Genomic DNA, 20,767 nt, shown 5'->3' with positions numbered 1-20,767 from the left:
TAGGTGATCAACATTTTGATCACCTATTTTCCATAAAATAAAAAAGACTTACAAAAGTCGCTTTTTAAAACAACCTTTGTAAGTCACATACAATATCATTTCATAAGATTAGAAACCAAAGAATCCTCTTCTGCGTAGTGGGAAGTAATCTGGATTTGGATTTTCAGGTGTACCGCAGTTACGCGTATTCTCAGAGTAAACATCTTCAGTAGATTCAGTAACTGGGAAATAGTGTTGATTATGCCTAATATGACGGTTTACATTTCGGATATGAGTTGGGTGGATATGTGGTACGACCGTATTAAAAATATTCGTACGAACCACCTCATGAGTTGGCGATACTTGTGCTGGTGCATATTGAGTAGGCATAACATTTGGTGGACAGCAAGTTACATGGCGTGTTCCATTACAGCCACAATTTCTATGAAACATTTATCATGACCTCCTTCTTCATATATTGGGTTTACAGTAATAACATATTCAATTCACAACTGCCTAACTAGATAGATACCTATTTTTCAATAATATTTATGAGAAGAAATGTAGCTAATAAGAGAAGATAGTTTTTCACCCAGTTTCTTAAAGCAAATCTAGTTATGTACCCAATAAATTAGGTATTTGTAATGGATTGGAGAGATAATTCTGAATCGAAGTTGATAATTATTTTCTGCTCCAATTACATGTAAGTCCAATTTAATAAACTATTTATCGATTGTGATTATTGTACAGTATCACTTTTTACAAAAAACGATACACTACAAATGAGGTGGTTCATGATGAAGTGGATAGTATATGTCATATTTTTCGTATTCTTTGTAGGTGTCACATTTTTTGGATTAGGACCAATCCTACTAGCAGATGGATCTATAAATGAAAGAATGATTACACTTTTCATCGTATTTCTTATTTATGTCATTCTCATTGTATTATTAATTTTATTCATCAAAAAAATGAATCGTCGTTAATAATTCGTGACTAGTATGAGTGTTTCAGCTCATCTAGTCACTTTTTTGTAATGTTGAGTTATTTGGACACTATTCAAATTAATAAAAAGGGCAAAAGTCATTGAAGAAAATATGTAAAGAGATAGGTATTTAACTAGATTCAATGAAAAGTAATTAATACAACAGATTATAATCGCCCTAAAGAAAATGGAAATCCAACGTATGATAGAAATAGACTTGCTTAAAAGGTAGATTTCAGTAAATACTCCGCTGATAAAAAGAAGTCAAATACGAATGGAGGTGTATCCTTATTGAATTTGATCACAATTAGTCCAGGTCATTATTTACCAGGAACCGGTGTTCATGATCTGATTGATGAAGTAACAGAAGCTAGAAAAGTTGTAAACAGAGTCGTTCAACTATTACGAGTAGCTAGCGTCGGTGTGACACAAGTAGTTGATAATACTTCAAGTTCATCAGCACAAAATCTCGATTATCTCCTCACTCAACATAATAAAACGCACCGAAAATTGGATGTTAGTATTCATTTTAATGCAACAAGCGGTAGACATGACACGGGTATTGGTACGGAAGTACTTTACCAAAGTGATAAAATGCGTACTTTTGCAAATAGAATTAGTAAATCAATATCAAATGCCAGTAATCTTAGAAATCGTGGAGGAAAAAAACGGATTAATTTAGCTTTTCTAAATAATACAAGTCAACCAGCTATATTAATAGAAGTTTGTTTTGTCAATTCCACGATCGATGTAGCTATTTATAAAGAGAAATTTGAAGTGATTTGTATCGCGATCGCAAACGAATTGATTCAATATGTAAAACCTGGCCATCCAATGATCAAAGAATTACCGGAAATTACGTCAAAAGAAGTACAAGATTTTAATGAGGAGATCGACTCCGAAAATCTTACCAGCATTCTAGATAAAACGATTCCCATTGATAGTTTTAGTGAACCCACATTAAAAGAAAGTATTGAGGAAATCTTAACAAATCAAGATACTATAAAAGCAATTATTGAAAAGGGAATCTCTGAGGATGCTATAGATGAGGGATGGCTTGATCATTTCGAAAATGGCAAACTAACAACATGTGATTTACTAGGAATCGCAGCTTTAATTGCACTAAAATCAATTAAATAGCAAATAGAGAACTGTTTCATGATTTCGTTCATGAAACAGTTTTTTTATTTACAATAAATTTACATTTTTATAATTGACAGGTATATCGGTTGCTGATATATTTATATCGACACATGATATATCGGCTACCAATATTATTATTGGAGGTGAATTTACATGACACAACATCCACCACTTACAGAAGGTGTGTATTATATTCTGCTTGCATTATATGAACCACGACATGGATATGGAATTATACAATTGACGGAACAACTGACGAATAGTCGTGTAAAATTAGGAGCTGGTACAATATATGGTGCTATTAAAACACTTCTCGACAAAGGTTGGATTCGATCTGTTGATGATGATGGTCGTAAAAAAGAGTATATGATCACTTCGCTAGGTAAAGAAATGATTGAATACGAAATTTTGAGATTAAAGGAACTTTATGACAATGGTATCCGTATTACAAGAGGTGACAAACATTGACAGAAAGGAAAACTATAATTCGTTTCTTTGTTGACTATGAAAAAGAAGAACAATGGGTTAATCATATGTGTCAACAAGGATGGCATTTAGTGAAATTTGGAATTGGTTATTTTAAATTCGAAAAAGGATTGCCAGGACAATATATTTATCGTAACGAACTATTAGCGGGATTAGCTAAAAAAGATGATAGTAAAGAATATTTAGCATTTTTAAGTGAATCCGGAGTAGAAATTGTCTCGAAATTTGGAGTCTGGGCATATTTCAGAAAAAAAGCTGAGAAAGGACCGTTCGAGTTATATTCAGATACATCATCTAAAATTCAATATTTAAATCGTATTTTTTATTTGTTTATTTTCATGGCATTAATTAATTACATTTTTGGTATATCTTATATGTTTGATTATTTGAACAGCGAATCGTCACGATTGTCACTAATAGGTATTTTCAATTTACTAGCTGCCATCATGATTACAATTCCAATCTATCTCGTCTTCAAGCGAAGAAAAGCATTAAAGTCAAATTTGAATATATTTCATGATTAGAAAGGAGTTTAGAAATGTCTCTTAAGTTAGAACATGTTGTTAAGAAATACAAAGAATTCACCGCAGTAAATGATTTAAACTTTTCAATCGGAAAAGGTGAAATTTTCGGGTTGATTGGTCAAAACGGTGCAGGGAAAACGACAACATTCCGTATGATTCTTGATTTACAAGAACCAACTTCAGGTACGATTACTTGGGAAGGAAAGCCTATTAATAGTGTTAGTAGAGATATATTAGGCTATCTACCAGAAGAAAGAGGTATTTTTCCACAAATGAAAGTAGAAGAGCAACTTTACTTTTTCGGAGAATTACGCGGCATGAAGCGTGCAGATGTAAAAAAGGAAATTGATTTTTGGATTCAACGATTTGATCTAGAAGACAAACGTCACAGTAAAGCAGAAACACTATCAAAAGGGAATCAACAAAAAGTTCAATTGATTGCTAGTTTCATCCATAAACCAAAGTTTTTAATATTAGATGAACCTTTTAGTGGACTTGATCCAGTAAACCGTGATTTATTAAAAAATGCCATTTTATTATTAAAAGACCAAGGAACAACGATTTTATTCTCCAGTCATCAAATGGATAATGTCGAAGAACTTTGCGATCATTTATGTCTATTAAAGCGCGGTGTATCATTGTTTTCAGGAAGTTTGCTAGACTTAAAGAAACAGTATGGGAAAACAAGATTATCCATTCGTACAAATATTTCAATTGAACAGTTTTCAAAAATGCAGGGTGTTAAAAACGTAAAACAAGATCGTGAAGATATCATTTTAACATTAGAAGATGAATCTTATGCAAAACAAATCTTTGATGTCGTATCAAATGGCAATTACATCGAGAAATTCAGTCTGGATTATTTATCACTTGATGCTATTTTCAAAGATAAGGTAGGTGGAGAGAATGAATAAATTATGGATTCTCACAAAACAAGTTTATAAGCAAAAAATTCGTTCGAAATCATTTATATTCATGTCATTACTTTACATTGCAGTTATTGCGATTGTTGCGTATTGGAATACAATTGCAAATCTAATTTTTAATGATGAACCAATTGATATTGCATTGGTAAATGAAACGAATGTTGACATTAAAACGATTTTCACTTCAAATGATGATCTTATTTTTAGTTATCCTGAAGAATCTATAGAAGTTTTACATGAACAACTAGAATCGAATGAAATTGACGCTGTAGTTACAATTTCTGAACTTAACGATCAGTTAAAAGCGGATATTGCAACATACACACCTCTTCAACTAAACGCGCAATCTACTATTAGTTCATACGTGGATTATGCATCTAAAATTTATGGCATTCAATCATTAAACTTATCTGCTAATGAAGCAGAGAAAATTTTAACTAGTCAGCCGATCATTACAATGACGAATTTAAATGAAAAAGTTAGCGGGAAATCTGAAGGAGAAAAGACATCTGGTCTATTTGTTTCATACATTGTTGGAGTCGTTATTTTCTTCTTTGTTAACATGTATTTATCAATGATTACAACTGATGTCGCATCAGAAAAGGGTTCACGTGCTTTAGAAATGCTTTTAGTTAGTGTAAAACCTGGCACACACTATCAATCAAAAATTTATGGTGTATTACTAGTTGCTCTCACACAGTTTGCTATCATAATAGTTGGTGCAATTGCAATATTAAGTTTAAAAGATATGAGTACAAATGCAGAAGTATCTAGTTTTTCAATGGTTCAGTCATTCGTAGGTGAATTGTCACTTAGTTATATCATTTACTTTTTAGTATTTTTAGCCTTTACAGTAGTTTTATTCTTAATTATCGGAGCATTGTTTGGTTCACTTGTTGCAAAAGTGGAAGAAGCATCACAAGTGTTAACACCTGCAATGATGCTATTATTAGTAGGATTCTATGTGATGATCTCTGGTATGGCAAATCCAGATACAATATTAATTAAAGTATTTTCATACATTCCTTTAACTTCTGGGATGGTAATGCCAATGCGAATTGGTGCAACAGATATTTCACCAGTAGAACCAATTTTATCATTAGCTATTTTAATCATTACTGTAGTAGTTGGATATATGTTTAGCTTATCATTCTATAAACGTAGTGTCTTAACATATAGTACGGGTGGAATTATTCAGAAATTTAAAACGGTGTTCAAAGTTACAACAAAATAATTTAAGAAAAAGCTTATCAATGAAAAAACAATTCATTGATAAGCTTTTTTCTTAGTTCGTAGGTAATTGGAAAAGTATTCAGACTTTCGACTGATTATTCATTATTCAGAATTGAACGTCTTTTCAGATGATTAATAGTTTGCTAAAATAGGTTGGTCTTCCAAAACTTGTGATTTCGCTTTGTTTTGAAACATTTTAACTAGGTAGAGCAGCATCTTTCAATGTTGTAGAAAAATTTTTTGGAAGAATAAAAGCTTCATAGAAAAATTGATCATGAAATGTAGGTGTTAAGATGAACGTATTTTTAAAGCTTGGCTGGTTTTTTAAAGAAAGAAAAAAACAGTATATTATTGGTCTTTTAGCCCTTGCGATTGTTGCACTATTACAATTAATTCCGCCAAAGGTAATTGGGTATACAATTGATGAAATTGGTCAAGGGGAACTTACATTGGGATCACTATTATTTTGGTTAGGAGTAATACTAATTACTTCCATACTGATTTACGGATTACGTTATTTTTGGAGATTAATGATCTTTGGCTCTTCTAACTATATGGCCATGACTTTAAGGAAAAAACTATTTCGTCATTTTTCAAAAATGAGTCCTTCTTTTTATCAACAGCGTCGTATTGGAGATTTAATGGCCCATGCTACGAATGACGTCTCTGCTGTACAACAGACAGCTGGAGGTGGGGTTTTAACTCTTTTTGACTCAGTTACGACAGGTACATTTGTAATTTTAGCAATGGCGATAACGATTGATTGGCGTTTAACATTAATCGCATTGATCCCTATGCCACTTGTTGCCATTTCATCAACTTATTATGGGAAATTATTACATGAACGATTCCATTTAGCACAGTCTGCATTCTCAGATCTAAACGATAAAACACAAGAAAGTATTACTGGTATAAAAGTTATAAAAACTTTCGGTCAACAAAATGAAGATATTGCTGACTTCAAGAGGTTATCAAGCGAAGTGGTTTCAAAAAATATGAAAGTTGCTCGTGTAGATTCATTATTTGATCCTACTATTAGTTTAATTATAGGAATCAGTTTCTTTTTAAGTTTAGGTTTCGGTGCAAAATTTATCGTTGAGGGGTCTATGACAATCGGGGACTTGGTTGCTTTTAATACATACCTAGGGTTACTTGTATGGCCGATGCTTGCTTTTGGTATGTTATTTAACATTGTTGAGCGAGGTTCTGCATCATACGACCGTATCGAAAGCTTACTATCAATACCAGTAGAAATTGAAGATAAACCAAATGCGATTGATGAGCGACCAAATGGAGATATCGTATTCAAAGTAGATGAATTCCGATTTCCTGGTGATGCAAACTTAAGTTTATCAAACGTGCATTTTGAATTAAAACGCGGTGAAACTCTAGGAATTGTAGGTAAAACTGGTTCAGGAAAAACAGCGATTCTTAAATTATTATTACGAGAATTTGAAGGATATAAAGGGGAAATCAAGTTCGGAGACATAAGTATTGATGATTACCGTAAAATTCGATTATTAGAAGCGATTGGTTACGTTCCACAAGATCATTTTTTATTTTCAACATCAGTTTATAACAATATTGCATTCACAAATCCTGAAGCTAAAAGTGAAGAAGTTGAGTACGCAGCTAGATTAGCTCATATTCACGACGATATTTTACGTTTCCCAGATGGATATAAGACAATTGTTGGTGAACGCGGAGTATCACTTTCTGGCGGACAGAAACAACGTATTTCAATTGCCAGGGCATTAATGTCGAATCCAGAATTACTAATTTTAGATGATTCTCTTTCAGCTGTTGATGCCAAAACAGAAGAGGCAATTTTAGAAGCATTGAAAGAAGAACGTCAAGACAAAACAACAATTATTACTTCCCATCGCTTAAGCGCAATTCAACATGCACATATCATTATTGTGATGCATGATGGGACTATTGTTGAAAAAGGAACACATCAAGAGTTAATGGAATTAAAAGGTAGATATTATGAAATGTACAATTTACAGCAGCTAGAACAATTAGTAGAAAAGGGAGGGGAAGGTCATGAGTAAACCAGCATCCCTTTCAGGTAAAGAACAACGAAAAGTATTATTTAGACTGATTCGTTACTTAATTCCACATAAGAAATCTGTTGCTATTGCTTTACTGCTATTAGTACTTACAGTAGCAGGAGATGTAATTGGACCATATTTAATCAAAGTATTCTTGGATGATCATGTTGCTATTGGTAACTTTGATACAAATCCGATTATGATTTTAGCTATATCGTATATTGTCATTCAGCTACTAAATGTGGTGATTAGTTATCTTCAATTGGTAAAATTCCAACAGATTGCATTAAATGTTGTTCAACAAATACGAATCGATGTATTCTCCAAAATACACAAACTTGGAATGCGCTATTTTGATTCAACACCAACTGGCTCGATTGTTTCTCGTGCCACAAATGATACCGAAGCAATAAAAGATTTATTCGTCTCAGTATTAATTGCATATGTGCAAGCTGCTTTTTTAATCGTTGGTGTTTATATTGCTATGTTTTTATTAAACCCAATGCTTGCTTTATTTGCACTAGTATTACTTCCAATTATTTTACTCGTAATCTTCTTATATAGAAAATTTAGTTCAGTTGTTTATATGACTATGCGTGAAAAACTAAGTCAACTAAATGCTAAATTGTCCGAAACACTATCAGGTATGAATATTGTTCAAGTGTTTCGACAAGAGGAACGATTTAACAAAGAATTTAATGAAATCAATGACCAACATTATCAAGCGATGATGAACAATACTAGATTAAATGCAGTATTACTTAGACCTGTTATTGATTTAGTTTATTTTATTGCTATTATTCTTATTTTAAGTTTCTTTGGGATTACAAGTTTCAATACAGCAGTAGAGGTAGGGATGATTTATGCCTTTATTACGTATGTAACAAGATTCTTTGATCCTATTAATCAAGTAATGGAACGTCTTGCATTTTACCAACAAGCAATTGTTGCTGCTACTCGTGTGTTTGAACTTTTAGACGATCAAGAAATTGAACCAGCCCAAATTGAAAGTAAAGCAGAAATCACAGAAGGACATATTGAGTTTAAAAATGTTACGTTTAGTTATGACGGCAAAACTGATGTATTAAAAAATATATCCTTCTCTGTGAATCCTGGTGAAACGGTTGCGCTTGTTGGTCATACAGGTAGTGGAAAAAGCTCCATCATTAACTTACTCATGCGATTTTACGAATTTGAAAACGGCGATATTATTATTGATGGAAAATCGATCAAATCCTACAGTAAGAAAGAGCTACGTAAAAAACTAGGTCTTGTTTTACAAGACTCCTTCCTGTTTTACGGAACGATCGAAAGTAATATTCGTTTGTTCGATGAAAACTTAACTGACGCTGATGTTGTCGAAGCTGCTAAGTTTGTTCAAGCTGACCAATTTATTGAAAAGCTTCCAAATAAATATAAGCAACGAGTAACCGAAAGAGGATCTACGTTTTCTAGTGGTCAACGTCAATTAATCGCATTTGCTAGAACTGTTGCAGCAAATCCGAAAATATTAATATTAGATGAAGCTACTGCAGCTATCGATACAGAAACAGAGGTAGCAATTCAACAATCTTTAGAGAAAATGCGTAAAGGTCGTACTACTATTGCGATTGCTCATAGACTATCAACAATTCAAGATGCCGAACTAATCTTGGTACTACATCAAGGTGAGATTGTTGAAAGCGGCACACATCAACAATTATTAGAACAAAAAGGCTTATATCATAAAATGTATTTATTACAAAATGGGATTGTTGAAGAAGGCGTAACGAAGTAATTTGTACTATTAAATAGAATATTAGTTTCAATCTAAATAAAAATCCATTTACATCGAAAAATCCGAGTACTATAATTGGATATCAGTGGGGAGACAGGACCCCACTGATACGAATGATACAATCTATTCGGAATAATCATAAGAAGGTGTAGGAATGACTGAGGAAAATAAAGGTGTATTATATGCCTTGTTAGCTTATGTAATTTGGGGAGCGTTTCCTTTATATTGGAAACTATTAGAACATGTTGATAGTTTAGAAATATTAACAAACAGGGTAATCTGGTCGTTTATCTTTACAACTATTTTTCTATTACTTTTAAAACAGAGAAAACATTTAATAGAAGATTTAAAATCATTATGGAAAAATAAAAAGCTCTTCATTGCATTATTATCCGCTTCTTTGGTTATTACATGTAATTGGTATCTTTATATTTGGGCTGTAACGCATGATCATGTAGTTGATGCCAGTCTCGGATATTATATTAATCCACTTATTACAGTTGTTTTTGGTGTATTCTTTTTCAAAGAAAAGTTATCTAAAGCACAAATGTGTGCAGTAATCGTTGCATTTATAGGGGTTCTTATTATGACATTAAGCTATGGGCAAGTTCCATGGATCGCCTTACTAATCGCGATTACATTTGCAACATACAGTGCTTTAAAAAAGAAAATTACTTTAGATGCGACTCGTGGTTTAGCTATTGAGACTTTATTTATTTTACCATTAGCATTAGGATTTTATATTTATACTTGGACAACAAGCGAACCTGCATTATTAAATATTAATCTATTTACTGATTTACTATTAATTTTAGGTGGTATAGTAACCGCGGTGCCACTCGTACTGTTTGCAAAAGGTGCTCAGCGTATACCCCAATATTTAATAGGGTTTTTCCAATACTTTACGCCAACAGTCGCATTAATCTTTGGGGTTGTCTTATATAATGAACCATTTACTACGACTGATTTCCTAGCATTCGGATTCATTTGGCTTGCAGTAATCATTTTTGCAGCATCAACAATTTCGGAAATTCGTAAACGACATTTTGCAAAGAAACAAGAGACAGTAAAAGTTAAAATGATATAGTATTTAATGGGCTGATGAAAGTTTTCATTATCAGCCCTTTTTAATTGAATACATATTTAAAATATTCCTTGGATTAACTTATTATGGTAAACTTTAATTAACTACTTCATGTTGTCTTTTATGTTAATAATTTTTGAATTAATAGTTCATAAGAATTTCGGAAATTCGTCATAAATTATTCATAGTTAAAGTCAACGCATTTTTTAGTAAAATTTGATACTATGGAGACATTAATAGTAAGGAGCGAATAACATGGGTACAGATATTAATGTCTTTTTAGCGTTTGGTGCAGGCTTTTTAAGTTTTATCTCGCCTTGTACACTACCTTTATATCCAGCCTTCTTATCTTATATTACGGGTATGAGTTATAATGAGTTAAAAGACGAAAAAGGTATGTTACAAAAACGTGCAATATTACATACATTATTCTTTTTAGCTGGTTTTTCAATTATTTTTATTGCAATCGGTTTCGGCGCTTCAATCTTTAAAGATATTTTCGTAAATTACGAAGATTTAATTAGACAAATTGGTGCTATTTTAATCGTTGTATTCGGATTGATGATTGTAGGATTACTACAAATTAATTTCCTGATGAAAGATCATAAATTTGAATTTAAAAATCGACCATCTGGATACTTTGGATCTGCACTGATCGGATTAGCATTTGCCGCTGGTTGGACTCCATGTACTGGACCAATTTTAGCATCCATCATATTATTAGCTGGTTCGAACCCAGGTTCTGGAATGTGGTATATGCTTGCCTATTATTTTGGTTTTGCAATTCCATTCTTCTTATTATCGTTCTTCATCTCGAGACTTGGTTGGATTCGTAAAAATAGCCAAGTTGTCGTTAAGATCGGTGGTTGGGTGATGATAGCTGTTGGTATCTTGCTATTCTTTGATGGTCTTACTTATATCATCCGAAATTTAACACCTATTTTCGGAGGATTTCAGGGCTTCTAAGCTTATTACAACAATAAAAACATATTGTTAAATGTGAATGTTTTTGTGAGAGGGAATGAATGATATGCCGACAGTTTTAGTTGTAGATGATGCATTATTTATGAGAACAGCAGTAGGAAACATGTTTAAAGAATGGGGATTTGATGTTGCAATCGCAACAAACGGTAAAGAAGCAGTTGATCTCTATTCTCAAATACAGCCTGATATCGTAACAATGGATATAACAATGCCGGTTATGTCTGGAATAGAGGCGGTTAAGCAAATAATTCCTCAATATCCAGATGCAAAAATCATCATGATTACCGCTTTAGGACAACAAAAAATAATTGTGGAAGCACTTGAAAACGGTGCTAAGGATTTTATTACAAAACCGTTCGATTCAAATCAGTTGAAAATGGTTGTTGATAATTTACTAAGTGTATAATGTAAATCTATCATTTTCCGATCAATTCCTGCCTTAATATTAGGTAGGAATTTTTTAAGTCTATATGTAATAGTGGTAATCTACGATGAAAATCGATATGATAGTAAAGAAATTTGAGAAAAAACAGAGGAGGGATTCTATGTTCGCAAATATACCTTCTCAATATTTGGTAATAGGTTCTACAATAATGGCCATTGTTATGGGTTCCATTATTATGATAGCTAGAATGCGTTCACAGAAAACACCTGTAAATCCTAAAAAAATATTAATACCACCAGTTGCTATGTCAACAGGCGCATTCATGTTTATATTCGAAGAATTTCGAATCGGTCCTGTTCAAATAATAGAAGCGGTAATCATTGGTGTCATATTCTCGGTTGTATTAATTTATACTACGAAATTTGAAATTCGAGAACAGGATATTTATATAAAGCAATCTAAGGCTTTTTTCTTTATATTAATCGGAATTTTAATAGGTCGAGTATTATTAAAAGTCTTTTTATCAGGTACCTTTGATGTTGGTGAATTAGCAGGTATGTTTTGGACCTTGGCCTTTGCAATGCTTTGGCCATGGAGAATAGCAATGTTTGTCCAATATAAAAAGCTTAAACAAAAATTATCAAAATAAAAAGGAACGTCTTGTGAAGTTTTAATAACTTTCAAGACATTCCTTTTTTACTTTTCGAAAAGATGTTCGTATGGACTTAAATCGATATTCATTTCTTCACATTTTTTACGTAAGAACTTATGATCACGTTTAGGTGTCGCTTGTATATATCCTCGAATAATTAAATCATGAGTAATCTTTTTAGAACGTTCCTCTAATGCAATTTGACCTATTCTACCAGCAATCTTTTCTTTTGCCACTTGGCGGAATAATTCTGGTACAGGGCTTACTAATTCGTTTAGTAATTCTCTTGCGTCATTTCCCCAGTAGTTTATGGTCTTTTTTATATAATAATTTTGCCAATCGAGATCTGACCAACCATCTTGTTTTGGTAGAGCTTTTAAAAACTTACGGAACATAAAGAATCCGCCAATTCCCATTAATATAGGTAATAAGATTACCCAAAATAATATAAACCACATAAACCAGCCATCTAACAAAACTTTCACCTCATTATCCTTGCAGTCAAAGATTCTTATCCAGTCAACTACTATATAGTGTTTAAGGGTTCCCTCATTGAAGTTTATTCAATATGGACCATTGAGCAATCCTTCTATAATCGACAATCCGCAAATCTAGCCACATTTAAAAACAACTCAACTATTATTATAAAAGGATTTTAAAAACTTTTCACTAGTAATGTCTCTATTTTCACCGAATTGAACTATATAAGTAGGTGAAAAGGGGGTGAGAGATGATGTCAGCATACAATTTTGAGGAAGCTAGTCTAAAAATTTTATTTGAAACAGGGATGGACAAATACGGTAAACCTCAAGTTACTACAAAAACGTATCGTAATGTGCGAAATGACATTCCTGCTGATCAAATCGCTGTAGTGGCTCAAGTAATTGCAAGCTTATCAAAATACTCACTACACGAAGCGAAACGTTCAGAAACAGAAGCAATCGAATTTTAACATTAATTTGTTAAATGAAGGGGGAGTCTACTAATTTAGACGCCCCCCGATTGCAAAAAAATTTACGAAAGGACAGATGAAAAGTGGCTATGACATTGGAAATGAAATTTAATACTGAAAATGGTAAAACTTATACCATTTCAGTACTTGAGCCAAAAGACAATCTTTCCGCAACTGAGGTATCTCAGGCTATGCAAGTTATCATCGACCAAGATGTGTTTCATAACGAAGGTTATTCACTTGTGAGTATGAATCAAGCACGAATTGTGGAAAGAAATGTTTCGGAACTTGAATTAGTTTAATCCTAACTTGCAATTGAACTGATTTTTCAAAAGTGTGATTAAAAATGCCGACATAGTCTTCTTCCGATTATGTCGGTTTTTTGATTAATGGTTTCATAAGAATAATTTTCAAGGAGGAGTAAAGATGCAAGATCTCGTATTGCTAATCCAAGAAATAGGATTTCCAATCGTCGTCTCGTTCTATTTACTTTATCGAATTGAAACAAGACTCGAAGCAATCCATACTGCAATTATTGGTATGAGGGAATAGTAGTTTGTGAAGAGTATTTCACAAATTTGTAAGTATTATGTCACGACAAAAGGTTGTACTTCAATGATGATTTTCGATAAGATGATTATAGTTGATAGGAGTTGAAACATATGAAAAAGGGACTATTAAGTCTTATCGGTATCATTATGATCTTTATGATTCTTAGCGCATGTAGCAATTACAAATTTAAACCCGATGTGAATTATCCAATAGAAGATTTTACAATGACAGATCACCGTGGTGATAAGATCACTTTAGAAGATTTAAAAGGTGAACCGTGGTTAGCAATGTTTATTTTCACTAACTGTACAACAGTTTGTCCTCCAATGACATTTAATATGACAGAAATTCAATCTGAACTAGTTGACCGTGGTGTTGAAGATTATAAAATTGTCGCATTTTCAGTAGATCCAGAATTCGATTCACCAGAAGTACTTGCTAAGTACTTAAGTCTCTATCCAGTTCCAGACGACTCCAAATGGCATTTACTTACTGGATATGATCAAAAATTTATCGAGCAATTTGCTATGAATTCATTTAAAACACTTGTTAAAAAGCCAGACAATGGTGGAGAAGTTACGCATATGAGCACATTCCATCTTGTTGACGAGACGGGAACTGTCGTGAAAAACTACTCAGGTTACTCTGAAACTGAAGGCGGCGTACCATTTGATACAATTGCAATTGATATAAAAACACTGATTGAAGAACGTTTAGGCAAATAAAAAACTAACAAGGAATTTTTCCTTGTTAGTTTTTTTACTTATAATTCACCAATTTTGTCAAATACTAAAATCGAATGAAAAAAGGAGGTTTTTTAAAGTGAAAACTGTTTCAGAAATTATGACAAAAGATGTAAAATGCTGTACATCACATGAACCTTTAACTACTGCAGCAAAAATTATGCGAGATGTAGACTGTGGATCTGTTCCAGTTTGCGATTCGAATCGAGTAATTGGTATGATTACTGACCGTGATATCGTTATTAAATGTATTGCAGATGGCAGAGATGCAAATCAAGTACATTGTCATGATGTAATGACTCATGATGTCGTGACATGTACACCAGAAATGGATGTTCATGAATGTGCTCGTTTAATGGCACAGCATCAAATTCGTCGAATCCCAGTTGTTAATGGTAACGGTGAATTAGTTGGTATTTGTGCTATCGGAGATTTAGCACAAGAAAACATCTTTGTAAATGAAGCTGGAGAAGCATTAAGCGATATTTCTGAACCAGGTCATTTCAATCATTAACAACAGAGTAGTATTATTTGACAAAAAAGCTTGGTGAAATTACATCACCAAGCTTTTTACCTTAATTATTGAAATTCTACTCGTAATTGATCGAATACTTGTTGTAAATCTGCGATAATATCTTCTGCTTCTTCAATCCCTACAGAGAATCGTAATAAACGATCGTCTACTCCACGAGCAATTCGTTCTTCATAAGGAATATCAGCATGAGTTTGTGTGGCAGGGTAAGTAATAAAGCTTTCAACGCCACCAAGACTTTCAGCAAATGTAATTAATTGAATTTTTTGTAGGAAAGGATTAACCATTTCAGCTTGTTTTACACGGAAAGATAACATACCGCCTTTACCAGTATATAAAACATCTGTAACTAATGGTTCGCTTTCTAAAAATGCAGCAACTTTCTTAGCATTTGCATCATGTTGTTTTAAACGTAAATGTAAAGTTTTTAAACCACGGATTAATAACCAACTATCAAACGGAGATAATACAAGTCCCATTCCATTATGAGCAAAAGCAAGTTTTTCACTTAGCTCTTGCCCTTTAGATACTACTAATCCAGCTAAAACATCATTATGTCCCCCAATATATTTTGTCGCACTATGGTAAACAATATCTGCACCTTGTTCAATAGGGCGTTGGAAATATGGTGTATAGAAAGTATTATCAACAATAAATAATATATTGTGTTTTTTACAAATTGAAGCAAACTTGTCCAAATCAAATTCTAACATTAGTGGATTTGTTGGTGTTTCAAGTATGATTGCTTTTGTATTTTCATTTATTAAACTTTCAACATCTTGATCTGGCTTAAAGTATTTGGGTGAAATATTATATGATTCACTGAAAGTTTTTAATAAACGGTAAGTTCCACCATAAACGTCATCAGGTAAAATGATTTCATCACCAGGTCTAAACAATGAAAGTACTAATTGAATTGCTGCCATACCAGAACTACAAGCAAATCCTGCATCCCCAGATTCTAAATCAGCAATTCCTTTTTCTAAAATTTCACGTGTAGGGTTTTTTGTTCGTGTATAGTCATAACCAGTTGATTGACCTATACCAGCATGTTTATAGGCTGTTGATAAATGAATTGGTGGGTTTACCGAACCAGTTCTCGGATCTGCTTGATTACCAAGTTGCACTAACTTTGTTTCGATCGCTTTTTTTGACATCGTTATTTCACTCTCTCTATCGTTACATTAATTATATGAAACTATTATCATTTCATTTTTATCGGTAAAACGAAAAGCCAGAAGGAATAACCCGCTGACTGAAGTTTCACTTTATTTATACAATTTATCACGATAAAGTGCCGAAAACAACCAAGTTTAGAACATTTCAAAAAGTTTTATCATTTTGATTTTAATAATTTTACTCTAGTTCGATTTTTCTTTTAACAAATCACGGATTTCTTTTAATATTTCTTCTTTTCTATCAACTGTTGGTGCAGGTTTTGGTTCTTCTTCTTTCTTTTTACGACTTAATTTAGAGAGTACTCGTAATGCCATAAATATTGAAAAGGCAATAATAAGGAAATCAACAATAGATTGTAAGAAGACACCTAACTGTAGTGTTTCAGCACCAACATTAATGACAAAACTTTCTCTTAAATCGATACCACCTAGAATAATCCCAACTAGCGGCATGATAATATTATCTACTAATGAAGTAACGATTTTACCAAATGCACCGCCAATTACAACGGCGACTGCTAAATCCACAATATTTCCTTTCATAGCAAATTCTTTAAACTCTTTCCACATATTTCACAACTCCTTGGTTTTTTCTATTCAATTAGTATAGAATTAAATTGACAATCTATTATTGAATAGATTTTGAATGAATTTATACTAGCTCAAACTAGAAAATAAATGCAAATAATATCGTTTTAAGGTGGCAAGAAGTTTATATGGCGAATAAGAAAAAAAGCAAAAATAAAAAAACATTTCTTAGCCCTGGTGTAAAACTAGTTTTAATTATCATTTTAATCCCTATATCATTTATGCTCTATTATTCCTCATATATTGTTTGGCAACACTTAGAAAAAATACCAGTTATATCATTTTTAACAGACCAAAAAACATTAACAGAAATGGAGCAATTACAAGCAAATTTTGACCTCAAAATTCCAGAAGAATATATTCCGATTTATATTTCTGCTGGAGAAAAATATAATGTTCCTTGGACATTACTCGCAGCACATCATAGAGTAGAAACACGCTTTTCAACTATGAGAACATTAATTTCGCCAGTTGGGGCAGAAGGGCATATGCAAGTGCGACCATAAGGTTATATAAGAAATCTCCATTAGCAAGGAGTAGGCGAGACTACAATGCCTATCATTACCCAACTTATCTGTGAGGGAAACCAATATCGGGGAGTGTAGCATGTTGGGAAAGCTATAAGTTATCGAATCATCACGATACGACTGAATAGCGAAATGAAAAGATGTAAACGAGGATAAAAGCTAAACTGCTTGAATGACAGTCCGAGGGGGTTATTGGTCCGCCTTTGACGGAAGATGATTATTTACGTCATACAGCGAAACAGAATGAATAACTGTTATTCATTTCTGATATTACACTTCTGATGAATTGCATGTCAAAAGTGAGTAGTCTAGCGCTGACCAACTATAGTAAATAGTAAAGGACGAACGCCATATCCGACATTACATCGTGCTGGTTCTTATATGTACTAAATGGTGATTACCTACGTCAGAACGCTTATGATAAAATTAAGCTATGCAAAATGCCTTTGGGTGATAAATTCCAAGTGCAAAACACAAGGAAGATGATGCTGAATATCTGATATGGTAACGGAGTTCTCGTAGTAGTCCGAGATGGGGAAAGCCCATCACATGGCGAAGGAGAACAGCTTATCAAGTCTAACTAAAATTGGAAAGGAGCGTGAGGCTCTATGAGAAGTCCAAACACTGTGTTAGACAGTCTAGTCAAACAATCAACGCGAGAAGAATACAAATTCGAACGAATCTATCGAAATCTGTATAATATGGAATTCTATCTAATGGCTTATGCAAAAATTTACGCAAAAGAAGGAAACATGACACAAGGGGTCGATGGACAAACCATTGACGGTATGAGTCTAGAACGCATTGAAAAATTAATTGAAAGCCTAAAAGATTGTAGTTATCAACCAAATCCATCAAAAAGGGTATATATACCCAAGAAGAATAGGGGTAAAAGACCGTTAGGAATACCATCATTCGAAGATAAATTAGTTCAAGAAGTAGTTAGAACACTACTCGAAGCTATGTACGAAAGAACTTTCTCAAATTATTCTCATGGATTTAGACCAGACAAAAGCTGTCACACTGCATTAATGCAGATAAAAGACAGATTTACTGGAGCTAAATGGTTTGTGGAAGGTGATATTAAAGGTTTCTTTGATAACATCGATCATCATAAACTGATTGAAATTCTGCGGAGGAAAATTGATGATGAAAAATTCATCGACCTTATTTGGAAATTCCTAAAAGCAGGGTACATGGAGGATTGGCAATATCATAAAACGTATAGCGGTACTCCACAAGGCGGTATTATAAGCCCTATGCTATCAAATATTTACTTAAATGAACTCGACATGTTTATGCAGAGTTACAAAGAAAATTTTGATAAAGGAAAAGAGCGAAAACGTTTAAAAGAATACCGTACTAGAGAAGCCAGACTTCAACGTGCCAACAAGAAATATAAAGCACAATGGGAAGAAATGAGCGAGGAAGAAAAAGAACAAGCACTTCAACACTTGGACGATTTAAAAAATCACATGATGGAATTACCTTATAAAGACCCGATGGATGAAAACTACAAACGAATACAATACGTGCGATATGCTGATGATTTTATCATCGGTGTAATCGGGAGCAAAGAAGACTGTCTAAAAATAAAACATGACATTAAAACGTTTCTTGAAGAAGAACTGAAAATTGAATTATCCGAAGAAAAAACTCTAATTACACATTCAAGTAAAAGAGCAAGGTTTCTTGGATATGATATTAAAATAAGTCATGATAACAAAACGGCAAAATACACAGCTAGTGGACATAAACAAAGAACACGTACAATGAGCTGTGAATTACTTCTCCCACATGAAGCATGGCGAAACAAATTAATTGAGTACAAAGCGCTGAAAATAGACAATAAAACAGGAAAATGGAAGTCGGCTCATAGAGCACATTTACTTCAAAATGACGACCTTGAAATATTGTCAACTTATAATGCGGAAATAAGAGGTTTGTATAACTATTACAAACTGGCGAATGATGTCTACAAACTAGATGGCTTTAAGTACATCATGGAATATAGTATGTATAAAACATTTGCTAACAAGTATAAGTCAACAGTAAGAAAAATCATAAGAAAATACAGTATAAACGGAGAATTTGCGGTAAGATATAACACTGCTAAAGGCAGCAAAATCGCATATTTCTATAAAGATGGATTTAAAAAGAAATTGTTACCTTCGTCCTTTTCTGATGTAGATGTATTCCCTAAAGAAAGGGACATCATATATAACCGGACAGGTCTTATTGAAAGACTTCTAGCCGGCGAATGCGAATGGTGTCATAAAACTGACGTAAAATTACAAATACATCACATTAAAAAGGTCAAAGACCTTAAAGGAAAAAAGCGTTGGGAAAAACGTATGATTGAAAGAAACCGTAAGACAATGGCACTTTGTATAAAATGCCACAATGATTTACACAACGGTAGACTAGACTGATAGGTGGAGAGCCGTATACGCTGAGAGGTGTACGTACGGTTCGGGGAGGAGTTCTTGGAAACCTAGCATAGAAATATGCTAAGGCGCCGGGTTCTTACTCTACTTCATGCCTTGTACATTTGTAGGTTGGAATCATCCAACTTGTAGTGGATTGGGTGAGGGTAAAATTCCTGACACTGATAAAACAAATCCAGAAGTAATAAAAGCATATGGAGGATATGGTGTTGATGCGAATGGGGATGGAAAAGCAGATCCATTTCAATTAGAAGATGCCATTTATAGTGCTGCAAATTATTTATCTGCATCTGGTGCATCAAAAGGGGAATTAAAAAAGGCAATTTTTCGTTACAATCATAGCGAACAATATGTAGAAGAAGTACTGCATTACTACAATCAATACGAAAGTATCAGTACCGAATTAGAAAGTTTAGCTACATCAAAATCAAGTATAAGTTACTAAAAAATGCCGTCACTAAGTTTGGTGACGGCACTTTTATTACATTACTTATGTTGCTTTTTTGAATGAACGCATAATAAACGATACAATAAATATTAAAATAATGGCTCCTACTAATGCCGGGAATACATAAAAATCAGAAATTTGCCATCCCCAATTTCCTAGTAGTGCACTTCCGATCCATGAACCAATAATACCTGCTACGATATTTCCTATAACACCACCAGGAACATCTCTTCCTAGAATAACTCCAGCTAACCAACCTAATACTCCACCAATAATTAAAAACCAAATGAAGCTCATCATAGTTGTCCATCTCCTTTAAAGTTTGTTCTTCATTGTCTTCATTTTTCAAACGGAGAAAAGTGTTTGTACTATTCATTTTTTATCAAAACGATAAAACTATACATAAATTCCTGTGAATTTTGGTAGAAATTTTGAAAACACATTAGGTCCTGAATTATTCATAAAAAATCTTTGATAACCAAATAATGCTTATCTATCAAGGTATTGAGCTAAATGGTCCATGCATCAAATAAATGAAAAAAGAATCCATTTCTGATATGGTTAAAGCAACGATGAAATAACCACAGA

At 33.1% G+C, this 20,767-nt stretch carries 24 protein-coding genes and 1 pseudogene; 20 read left to right on the top strand and 5 right to left on the bottom strand.

Annotated elements, in window-relative coordinates; genetic code table 11:
* Positions 1–108: 108 nt before the first annotated feature.
* A complete protein-coding gene (locus ACOQFO_RS00625; RefSeq protein ID WP_421687793.1) occupies positions 109–432 on the bottom strand; it encodes a CotD family spore coat protein in 324 nt (107 codons plus the stop codon).
* 344 nt (positions 433–776) lie between these two features.
* On the opposite strand from ACOQFO_RS00625, the gene ACOQFO_RS00620 reads away from it, so the two are divergent.
* The 12 genes from ACOQFO_RS00620 (at position 777) to ACOQFO_RS00565 (ending at position 12,209) form a co-directional block, all read left to right on the top strand.
* Positions 777–965, top strand: a complete 189-nt coding sequence (locus ACOQFO_RS00620) for a DUF6954 family protein (protein ID WP_421687792.1) — start codon at positions 777–779, stop codon at positions 963–965.
* Between the two features lie 290 nt (positions 966–1,255).
* A complete protein-coding gene (locus tag ACOQFO_RS00615) occupies positions 1,256–2,104 on the top strand; it encodes an N-acetylmuramoyl-L-alanine amidase (protein ID WP_421687791.1) in 849 nt (282 codons plus the stop codon).
* A 156-nt stretch (positions 2,105–2,260) separates the two neighbouring features.
* Positions 2,261–2,575, top strand: a complete 315-nt coding sequence (locus ACOQFO_RS00610; RefSeq protein WP_421687790.1) for a PadR family transcriptional regulator — start codon at positions 2,261–2,263, stop codon at positions 2,573–2,575.
* Positions 2,572–3,117, top strand: coding sequence for a DUF2812 domain-containing protein (locus tag ACOQFO_RS00605; protein ID WP_421687789.1), 546 nt, complete (start codon positions 2,572–2,574; stop codon positions 3,115–3,117). The genes ACOQFO_RS00610 and ACOQFO_RS00605 overlap by 4 nt, the downstream gene beginning before the upstream one ends.
* A gap of 14 nt (positions 3,118–3,131) precedes the next feature.
* Positions 3,132–4,031, top strand: a complete 900-nt coding sequence (locus ACOQFO_RS00600; RefSeq protein ID WP_421687788.1) for an ABC transporter ATP-binding protein — start codon at positions 3,132–3,134, stop codon at positions 4,029–4,031.
* Positions 4,024–5,277: an ABC transporter permease gene (locus ACOQFO_RS00595; RefSeq protein ID WP_421687787.1), complete on the top strand. Its 1,254-nt coding sequence runs from the start codon at positions 4,024–4,026 to the stop codon at positions 5,275–5,277. The genes ACOQFO_RS00600 and ACOQFO_RS00595 overlap by 8 nt, the downstream gene beginning before the upstream one ends.
* Positions 5,278–5,569: 292 nt before the next feature.
* Complete coding sequence (locus tag ACOQFO_RS00590) at positions 5,570–7,330, top strand: ABC transporter transmembrane domain-containing protein (RefSeq protein ID WP_421687786.1); 1,761 nt, start codon at positions 5,570–5,572, stop codon at positions 7,328–7,330.
* Positions 7,323–9,107 (top strand): ABC transporter ATP-binding protein, encoded by a 1,785-nt coding sequence (locus tag ACOQFO_RS00585; RefSeq protein ID WP_421687785.1) that lies wholly within the window; start codon positions 7,323–7,325, stop codon positions 9,105–9,107. Before ACOQFO_RS00590 ends, ACOQFO_RS00585 begins: the two co-directional genes overlap by 8 nt.
* A gap of 154 nt (positions 9,108–9,261) precedes the next feature.
* Complete coding sequence (rarD, locus tag ACOQFO_RS00580) at positions 9,262–10,194, top strand: EamA family transporter RarD (RefSeq protein WP_421687784.1); 933 nt, start codon at positions 9,262–9,264, stop codon at positions 10,192–10,194.
* Between the two features lie 252 nt (positions 10,195–10,446).
* Positions 10,447–11,157: a cytochrome c biogenesis CcdA family protein gene (locus ACOQFO_RS00575; RefSeq protein ID WP_421687783.1), complete on the top strand. Its 711-nt coding sequence runs from the start codon at positions 10,447–10,449 to the stop codon at positions 11,155–11,157.
* A 64-nt stretch (positions 11,158–11,221) separates the two neighbouring features.
* Complete coding sequence (locus tag ACOQFO_RS00570; RefSeq protein WP_421687782.1) at positions 11,222–11,581, top strand: response regulator; 360 nt, start codon at positions 11,222–11,224, stop codon at positions 11,579–11,581.
* Between the two features lie 139 nt (positions 11,582–11,720).
* Positions 11,721–12,209, top strand: coding sequence for a CcdC family protein (locus ACOQFO_RS00565; RefSeq protein ID WP_421687781.1), 489 nt, complete (start codon positions 11,721–11,723; stop codon positions 12,207–12,209).
* A gap of 47 nt (positions 12,210–12,256) precedes the next feature.
* Here the strand turns inward: ACOQFO_RS00565 and ACOQFO_RS00560 are convergent, their stop codons facing one another.
* On the bottom strand, positions 12,257–12,688 hold the full coding sequence (locus tag ACOQFO_RS00560) for a DUF2621 family protein (protein ID WP_421687803.1): 432 nt from the start codon (positions 12,686–12,688) through the stop codon (positions 12,257–12,259).
* A 257-nt stretch (positions 12,689–12,945) separates the two neighbouring features.
* Here ACOQFO_RS00560 and ACOQFO_RS00555 point away from each other — a divergent pair, with 257 nt between their 5' ends.
* The 5 genes from ACOQFO_RS00555 to ACOQFO_RS00535 all read left to right on the top strand — a co-directional run bounded on the left by ACOQFO_RS00555 (position 12,946) and on the right by ACOQFO_RS00535 (position 14,973).
* Complete coding sequence (locus tag ACOQFO_RS00555) at positions 12,946–13,164, top strand: DUF1659 domain-containing protein (RefSeq protein WP_421687780.1); 219 nt, start codon at positions 12,946–12,948, stop codon at positions 13,162–13,164.
* Between the two features lie 89 nt (positions 13,165–13,253).
* Positions 13,254–13,466: a DUF2922 domain-containing protein gene (locus ACOQFO_RS00550; protein WP_421687802.1), complete on the top strand. Its 213-nt coding sequence runs from the start codon at positions 13,254–13,256 to the stop codon at positions 13,464–13,466.
* A 124-nt stretch (positions 13,467–13,590) separates the two neighbouring features.
* The gene (locus ACOQFO_RS00545; RefSeq protein ID WP_421687779.1) at positions 13,591–13,716 is read left to right on the top strand and encodes a YvrJ family protein; all 126 of its coding nucleotides are present in this window, start codon (positions 13,591–13,593) and stop codon (positions 13,714–13,716) included.
* Between the two features lie 110 nt (positions 13,717–13,826).
* On the top strand, positions 13,827–14,441 hold the full coding sequence (locus tag ACOQFO_RS00540; RefSeq protein WP_421687778.1) for an SCO family protein: 615 nt from the start codon (positions 13,827–13,829) through the stop codon (positions 14,439–14,441).
* A 97-nt stretch (positions 14,442–14,538) separates the two neighbouring features.
* Positions 14,539–14,973 carry a CBS domain-containing protein gene (locus ACOQFO_RS00535; protein WP_421687777.1) on the top strand — a complete coding sequence of 145 codons (435 nt, stop codon included), beginning with the start codon at positions 14,539–14,541 and terminating at the stop codon, positions 14,971–14,973.
* Positions 14,974–15,038: 65 nt separating this feature from the next.
* Here the strand turns inward: ACOQFO_RS00535 and ACOQFO_RS00530 are convergent, their stop codons facing one another.
* Both ACOQFO_RS00530 and mscL read right to left on the bottom strand, forming a co-directional pair.
* On the bottom strand, positions 15,039–16,148 hold the full coding sequence (locus tag ACOQFO_RS00530; protein WP_421687776.1) for a methionine biosynthesis PLP-dependent protein: 1,110 nt from the start codon (positions 16,146–16,148) through the stop codon (positions 15,039–15,041).
* A 204-nt stretch (positions 16,149–16,352) separates the two neighbouring features.
* Positions 16,353–16,739: a large conductance mechanosensitive channel protein MscL gene (mscL, locus tag ACOQFO_RS00525; protein ID WP_421687775.1), complete on the bottom strand. Its 387-nt coding sequence runs from the start codon at positions 16,737–16,739 to the stop codon at positions 16,353–16,355.
* 146 nt (positions 16,740–16,885) lie between these two features.
* On the opposite strand from mscL, the gene ACOQFO_RS00520 reads away from it, so the two are divergent.
* The 3 genes and pseudogenes from ACOQFO_RS00520 to ACOQFO_RS00510 all read left to right on the top strand — a co-directional run.
* A complete protein-coding gene (locus ACOQFO_RS00520) occupies positions 16,886–17,263 on the top strand; it encodes a hypothetical protein (RefSeq protein ID WP_421687774.1) in 378 nt (125 codons plus the stop codon).
* A gap of 629 nt (positions 17,264–17,892) precedes the next feature.
* Positions 17,893–19,716 (top strand): reverse transcriptase domain-containing protein, encoded by a 1,824-nt coding sequence (locus ACOQFO_RS00515; RefSeq protein WP_421687773.1) that lies wholly within the window; start codon positions 17,893–17,895, stop codon positions 19,714–19,716.
* Positions 19,717–19,798: 82 nt separating this feature from the next.
* Positions 19,799–20,176: pseudogene (locus ACOQFO_RS00510) on the top strand (lytic transglycosylase domain-containing protein); the annotation flags it as partial.
* A gap of 45 nt (positions 20,177–20,221) precedes the next feature.
* On the opposite strand, the gene ACOQFO_RS00505 reads toward ACOQFO_RS00510, so the two are convergent.
* Positions 20,222–20,476 carry a GlsB/YeaQ/YmgE family stress response membrane protein gene (locus ACOQFO_RS00505; RefSeq protein ID WP_421687801.1) on the bottom strand — a complete coding sequence of 85 codons (255 nt, stop codon included), beginning with the start codon at positions 20,474–20,476 and terminating at the stop codon, positions 20,222–20,224.
* Positions 20,477–20,767: the final 291 nt, after the last annotated feature.

Origin of the sequence: Ureibacillus sp. MALMAid1270, from assembly GCF_049202975.1 — a bacterium.
Lineage (GTDB): Bacteria > Bacillota > Bacilli > Bacillales_A > Planococcaceae > Ureibacillus.
Note: the sequence above shows the minus strand (reverse complement) of the source record. Positions and strands in the feature narration are given on the sequence as shown.

Excerpts from the sequence above, each read along its gene's own strand:
- ACOQFO_RS00625 (WP_421687793.1), bottom strand. The coding sequence starts at position 432 with ATGTTTCATAGAAATTGTGGCTGTAATGGAACACGCCATGTAACTTGC.
- ACOQFO_RS00620 (WP_421687792.1), top strand. The coding sequence starts at position 777 with ATGAAGTGGATAGTATATGTCATATTTTTCGTATTCTTTGTAGGTGTC.
- ACOQFO_RS00610 (WP_421687790.1), top strand. The coding sequence starts at position 2,261 with ATGACACAACATCCACCACTTACAGAAGGTGTGTATTATATTCTGCTT.
- ACOQFO_RS00600 (WP_421687788.1), top strand. The coding sequence starts at position 3,132 with ATGTCTCTTAAGTTAGAACATGTTGTTAAGAAATACAAAGAATTCACC.
- ACOQFO_RS00595 (WP_421687787.1), top strand. The coding sequence starts at position 4,024 with ATGAATAAATTATGGATTCTCACAAAACAAGTTTATAAGCAAAAAATT.
- ACOQFO_RS00590 (WP_421687786.1), top strand. The coding sequence starts at position 5,570 with ATGAACGTATTTTTAAAGCTTGGCTGGTTTTTTAAAGAAAGAAAAAAA.
- ACOQFO_RS00585 (WP_421687785.1), top strand. The coding sequence starts at position 7,323 with ATGAGTAAACCAGCATCCCTTTCAGGTAAAGAACAACGAAAAGTATTA.
- rarD (WP_421687784.1), top strand. The coding sequence starts at position 9,262 with ATGACTGAGGAAAATAAAGGTGTATTATATGCCTTGTTAGCTTATGTA.
- ACOQFO_RS00575 (WP_421687783.1), top strand. The coding sequence starts at position 10,447 with ATGGGTACAGATATTAATGTCTTTTTAGCGTTTGGTGCAGGCTTTTTA.
- ACOQFO_RS00570 (WP_421687782.1), top strand. The coding sequence starts at position 11,222 with ATGCCGACAGTTTTAGTTGTAGATGATGCATTATTTATGAGAACAGCA.
- ACOQFO_RS00565 (WP_421687781.1), top strand. The coding sequence starts at position 11,721 with ATGTTCGCAAATATACCTTCTCAATATTTGGTAATAGGTTCTACAATA.
- ACOQFO_RS00555 (WP_421687780.1), top strand. The coding sequence starts at position 12,946 with ATGTCAGCATACAATTTTGAGGAAGCTAGTCTAAAAATTTTATTTGAA.
- ACOQFO_RS00550 (WP_421687802.1), top strand. The coding sequence starts at position 13,254 with ATGACATTGGAAATGAAATTTAATACTGAAAATGGTAAAACTTATACC.
- ACOQFO_RS00545 (WP_421687779.1), top strand. The coding sequence starts at position 13,591 with ATGCAAGATCTCGTATTGCTAATCCAAGAAATAGGATTTCCAATCGTC.
- ACOQFO_RS00540 (WP_421687778.1), top strand. The coding sequence starts at position 13,827 with ATGAAAAAGGGACTATTAAGTCTTATCGGTATCATTATGATCTTTATG.
- ACOQFO_RS00530 (WP_421687776.1), bottom strand. The coding sequence starts at position 16,148 with ATGTCAAAAAAAGCGATCGAAACAAAGTTAGTGCAACTTGGTAATCAA.
- mscL (WP_421687775.1), bottom strand. The coding sequence starts at position 16,739 with ATGTGGAAAGAGTTTAAAGAATTTGCTATGAAAGGAAATATTGTGGAT.
- ACOQFO_RS00520 (WP_421687774.1), top strand. The coding sequence starts at position 16,886 with ATGGCGAATAAGAAAAAAAGCAAAAATAAAAAAACATTTCTTAGCCCT.
- ACOQFO_RS00515 (WP_421687773.1), top strand. The coding sequence starts at position 17,893 with ATGAGAAGTCCAAACACTGTGTTAGACAGTCTAGTCAAACAATCAACG.
- ACOQFO_RS00505 (WP_421687801.1), bottom strand. The coding sequence starts at position 20,476 with ATGAGCTTCATTTGGTTTTTAATTATTGGTGGAGTATTAGGTTGGTTA.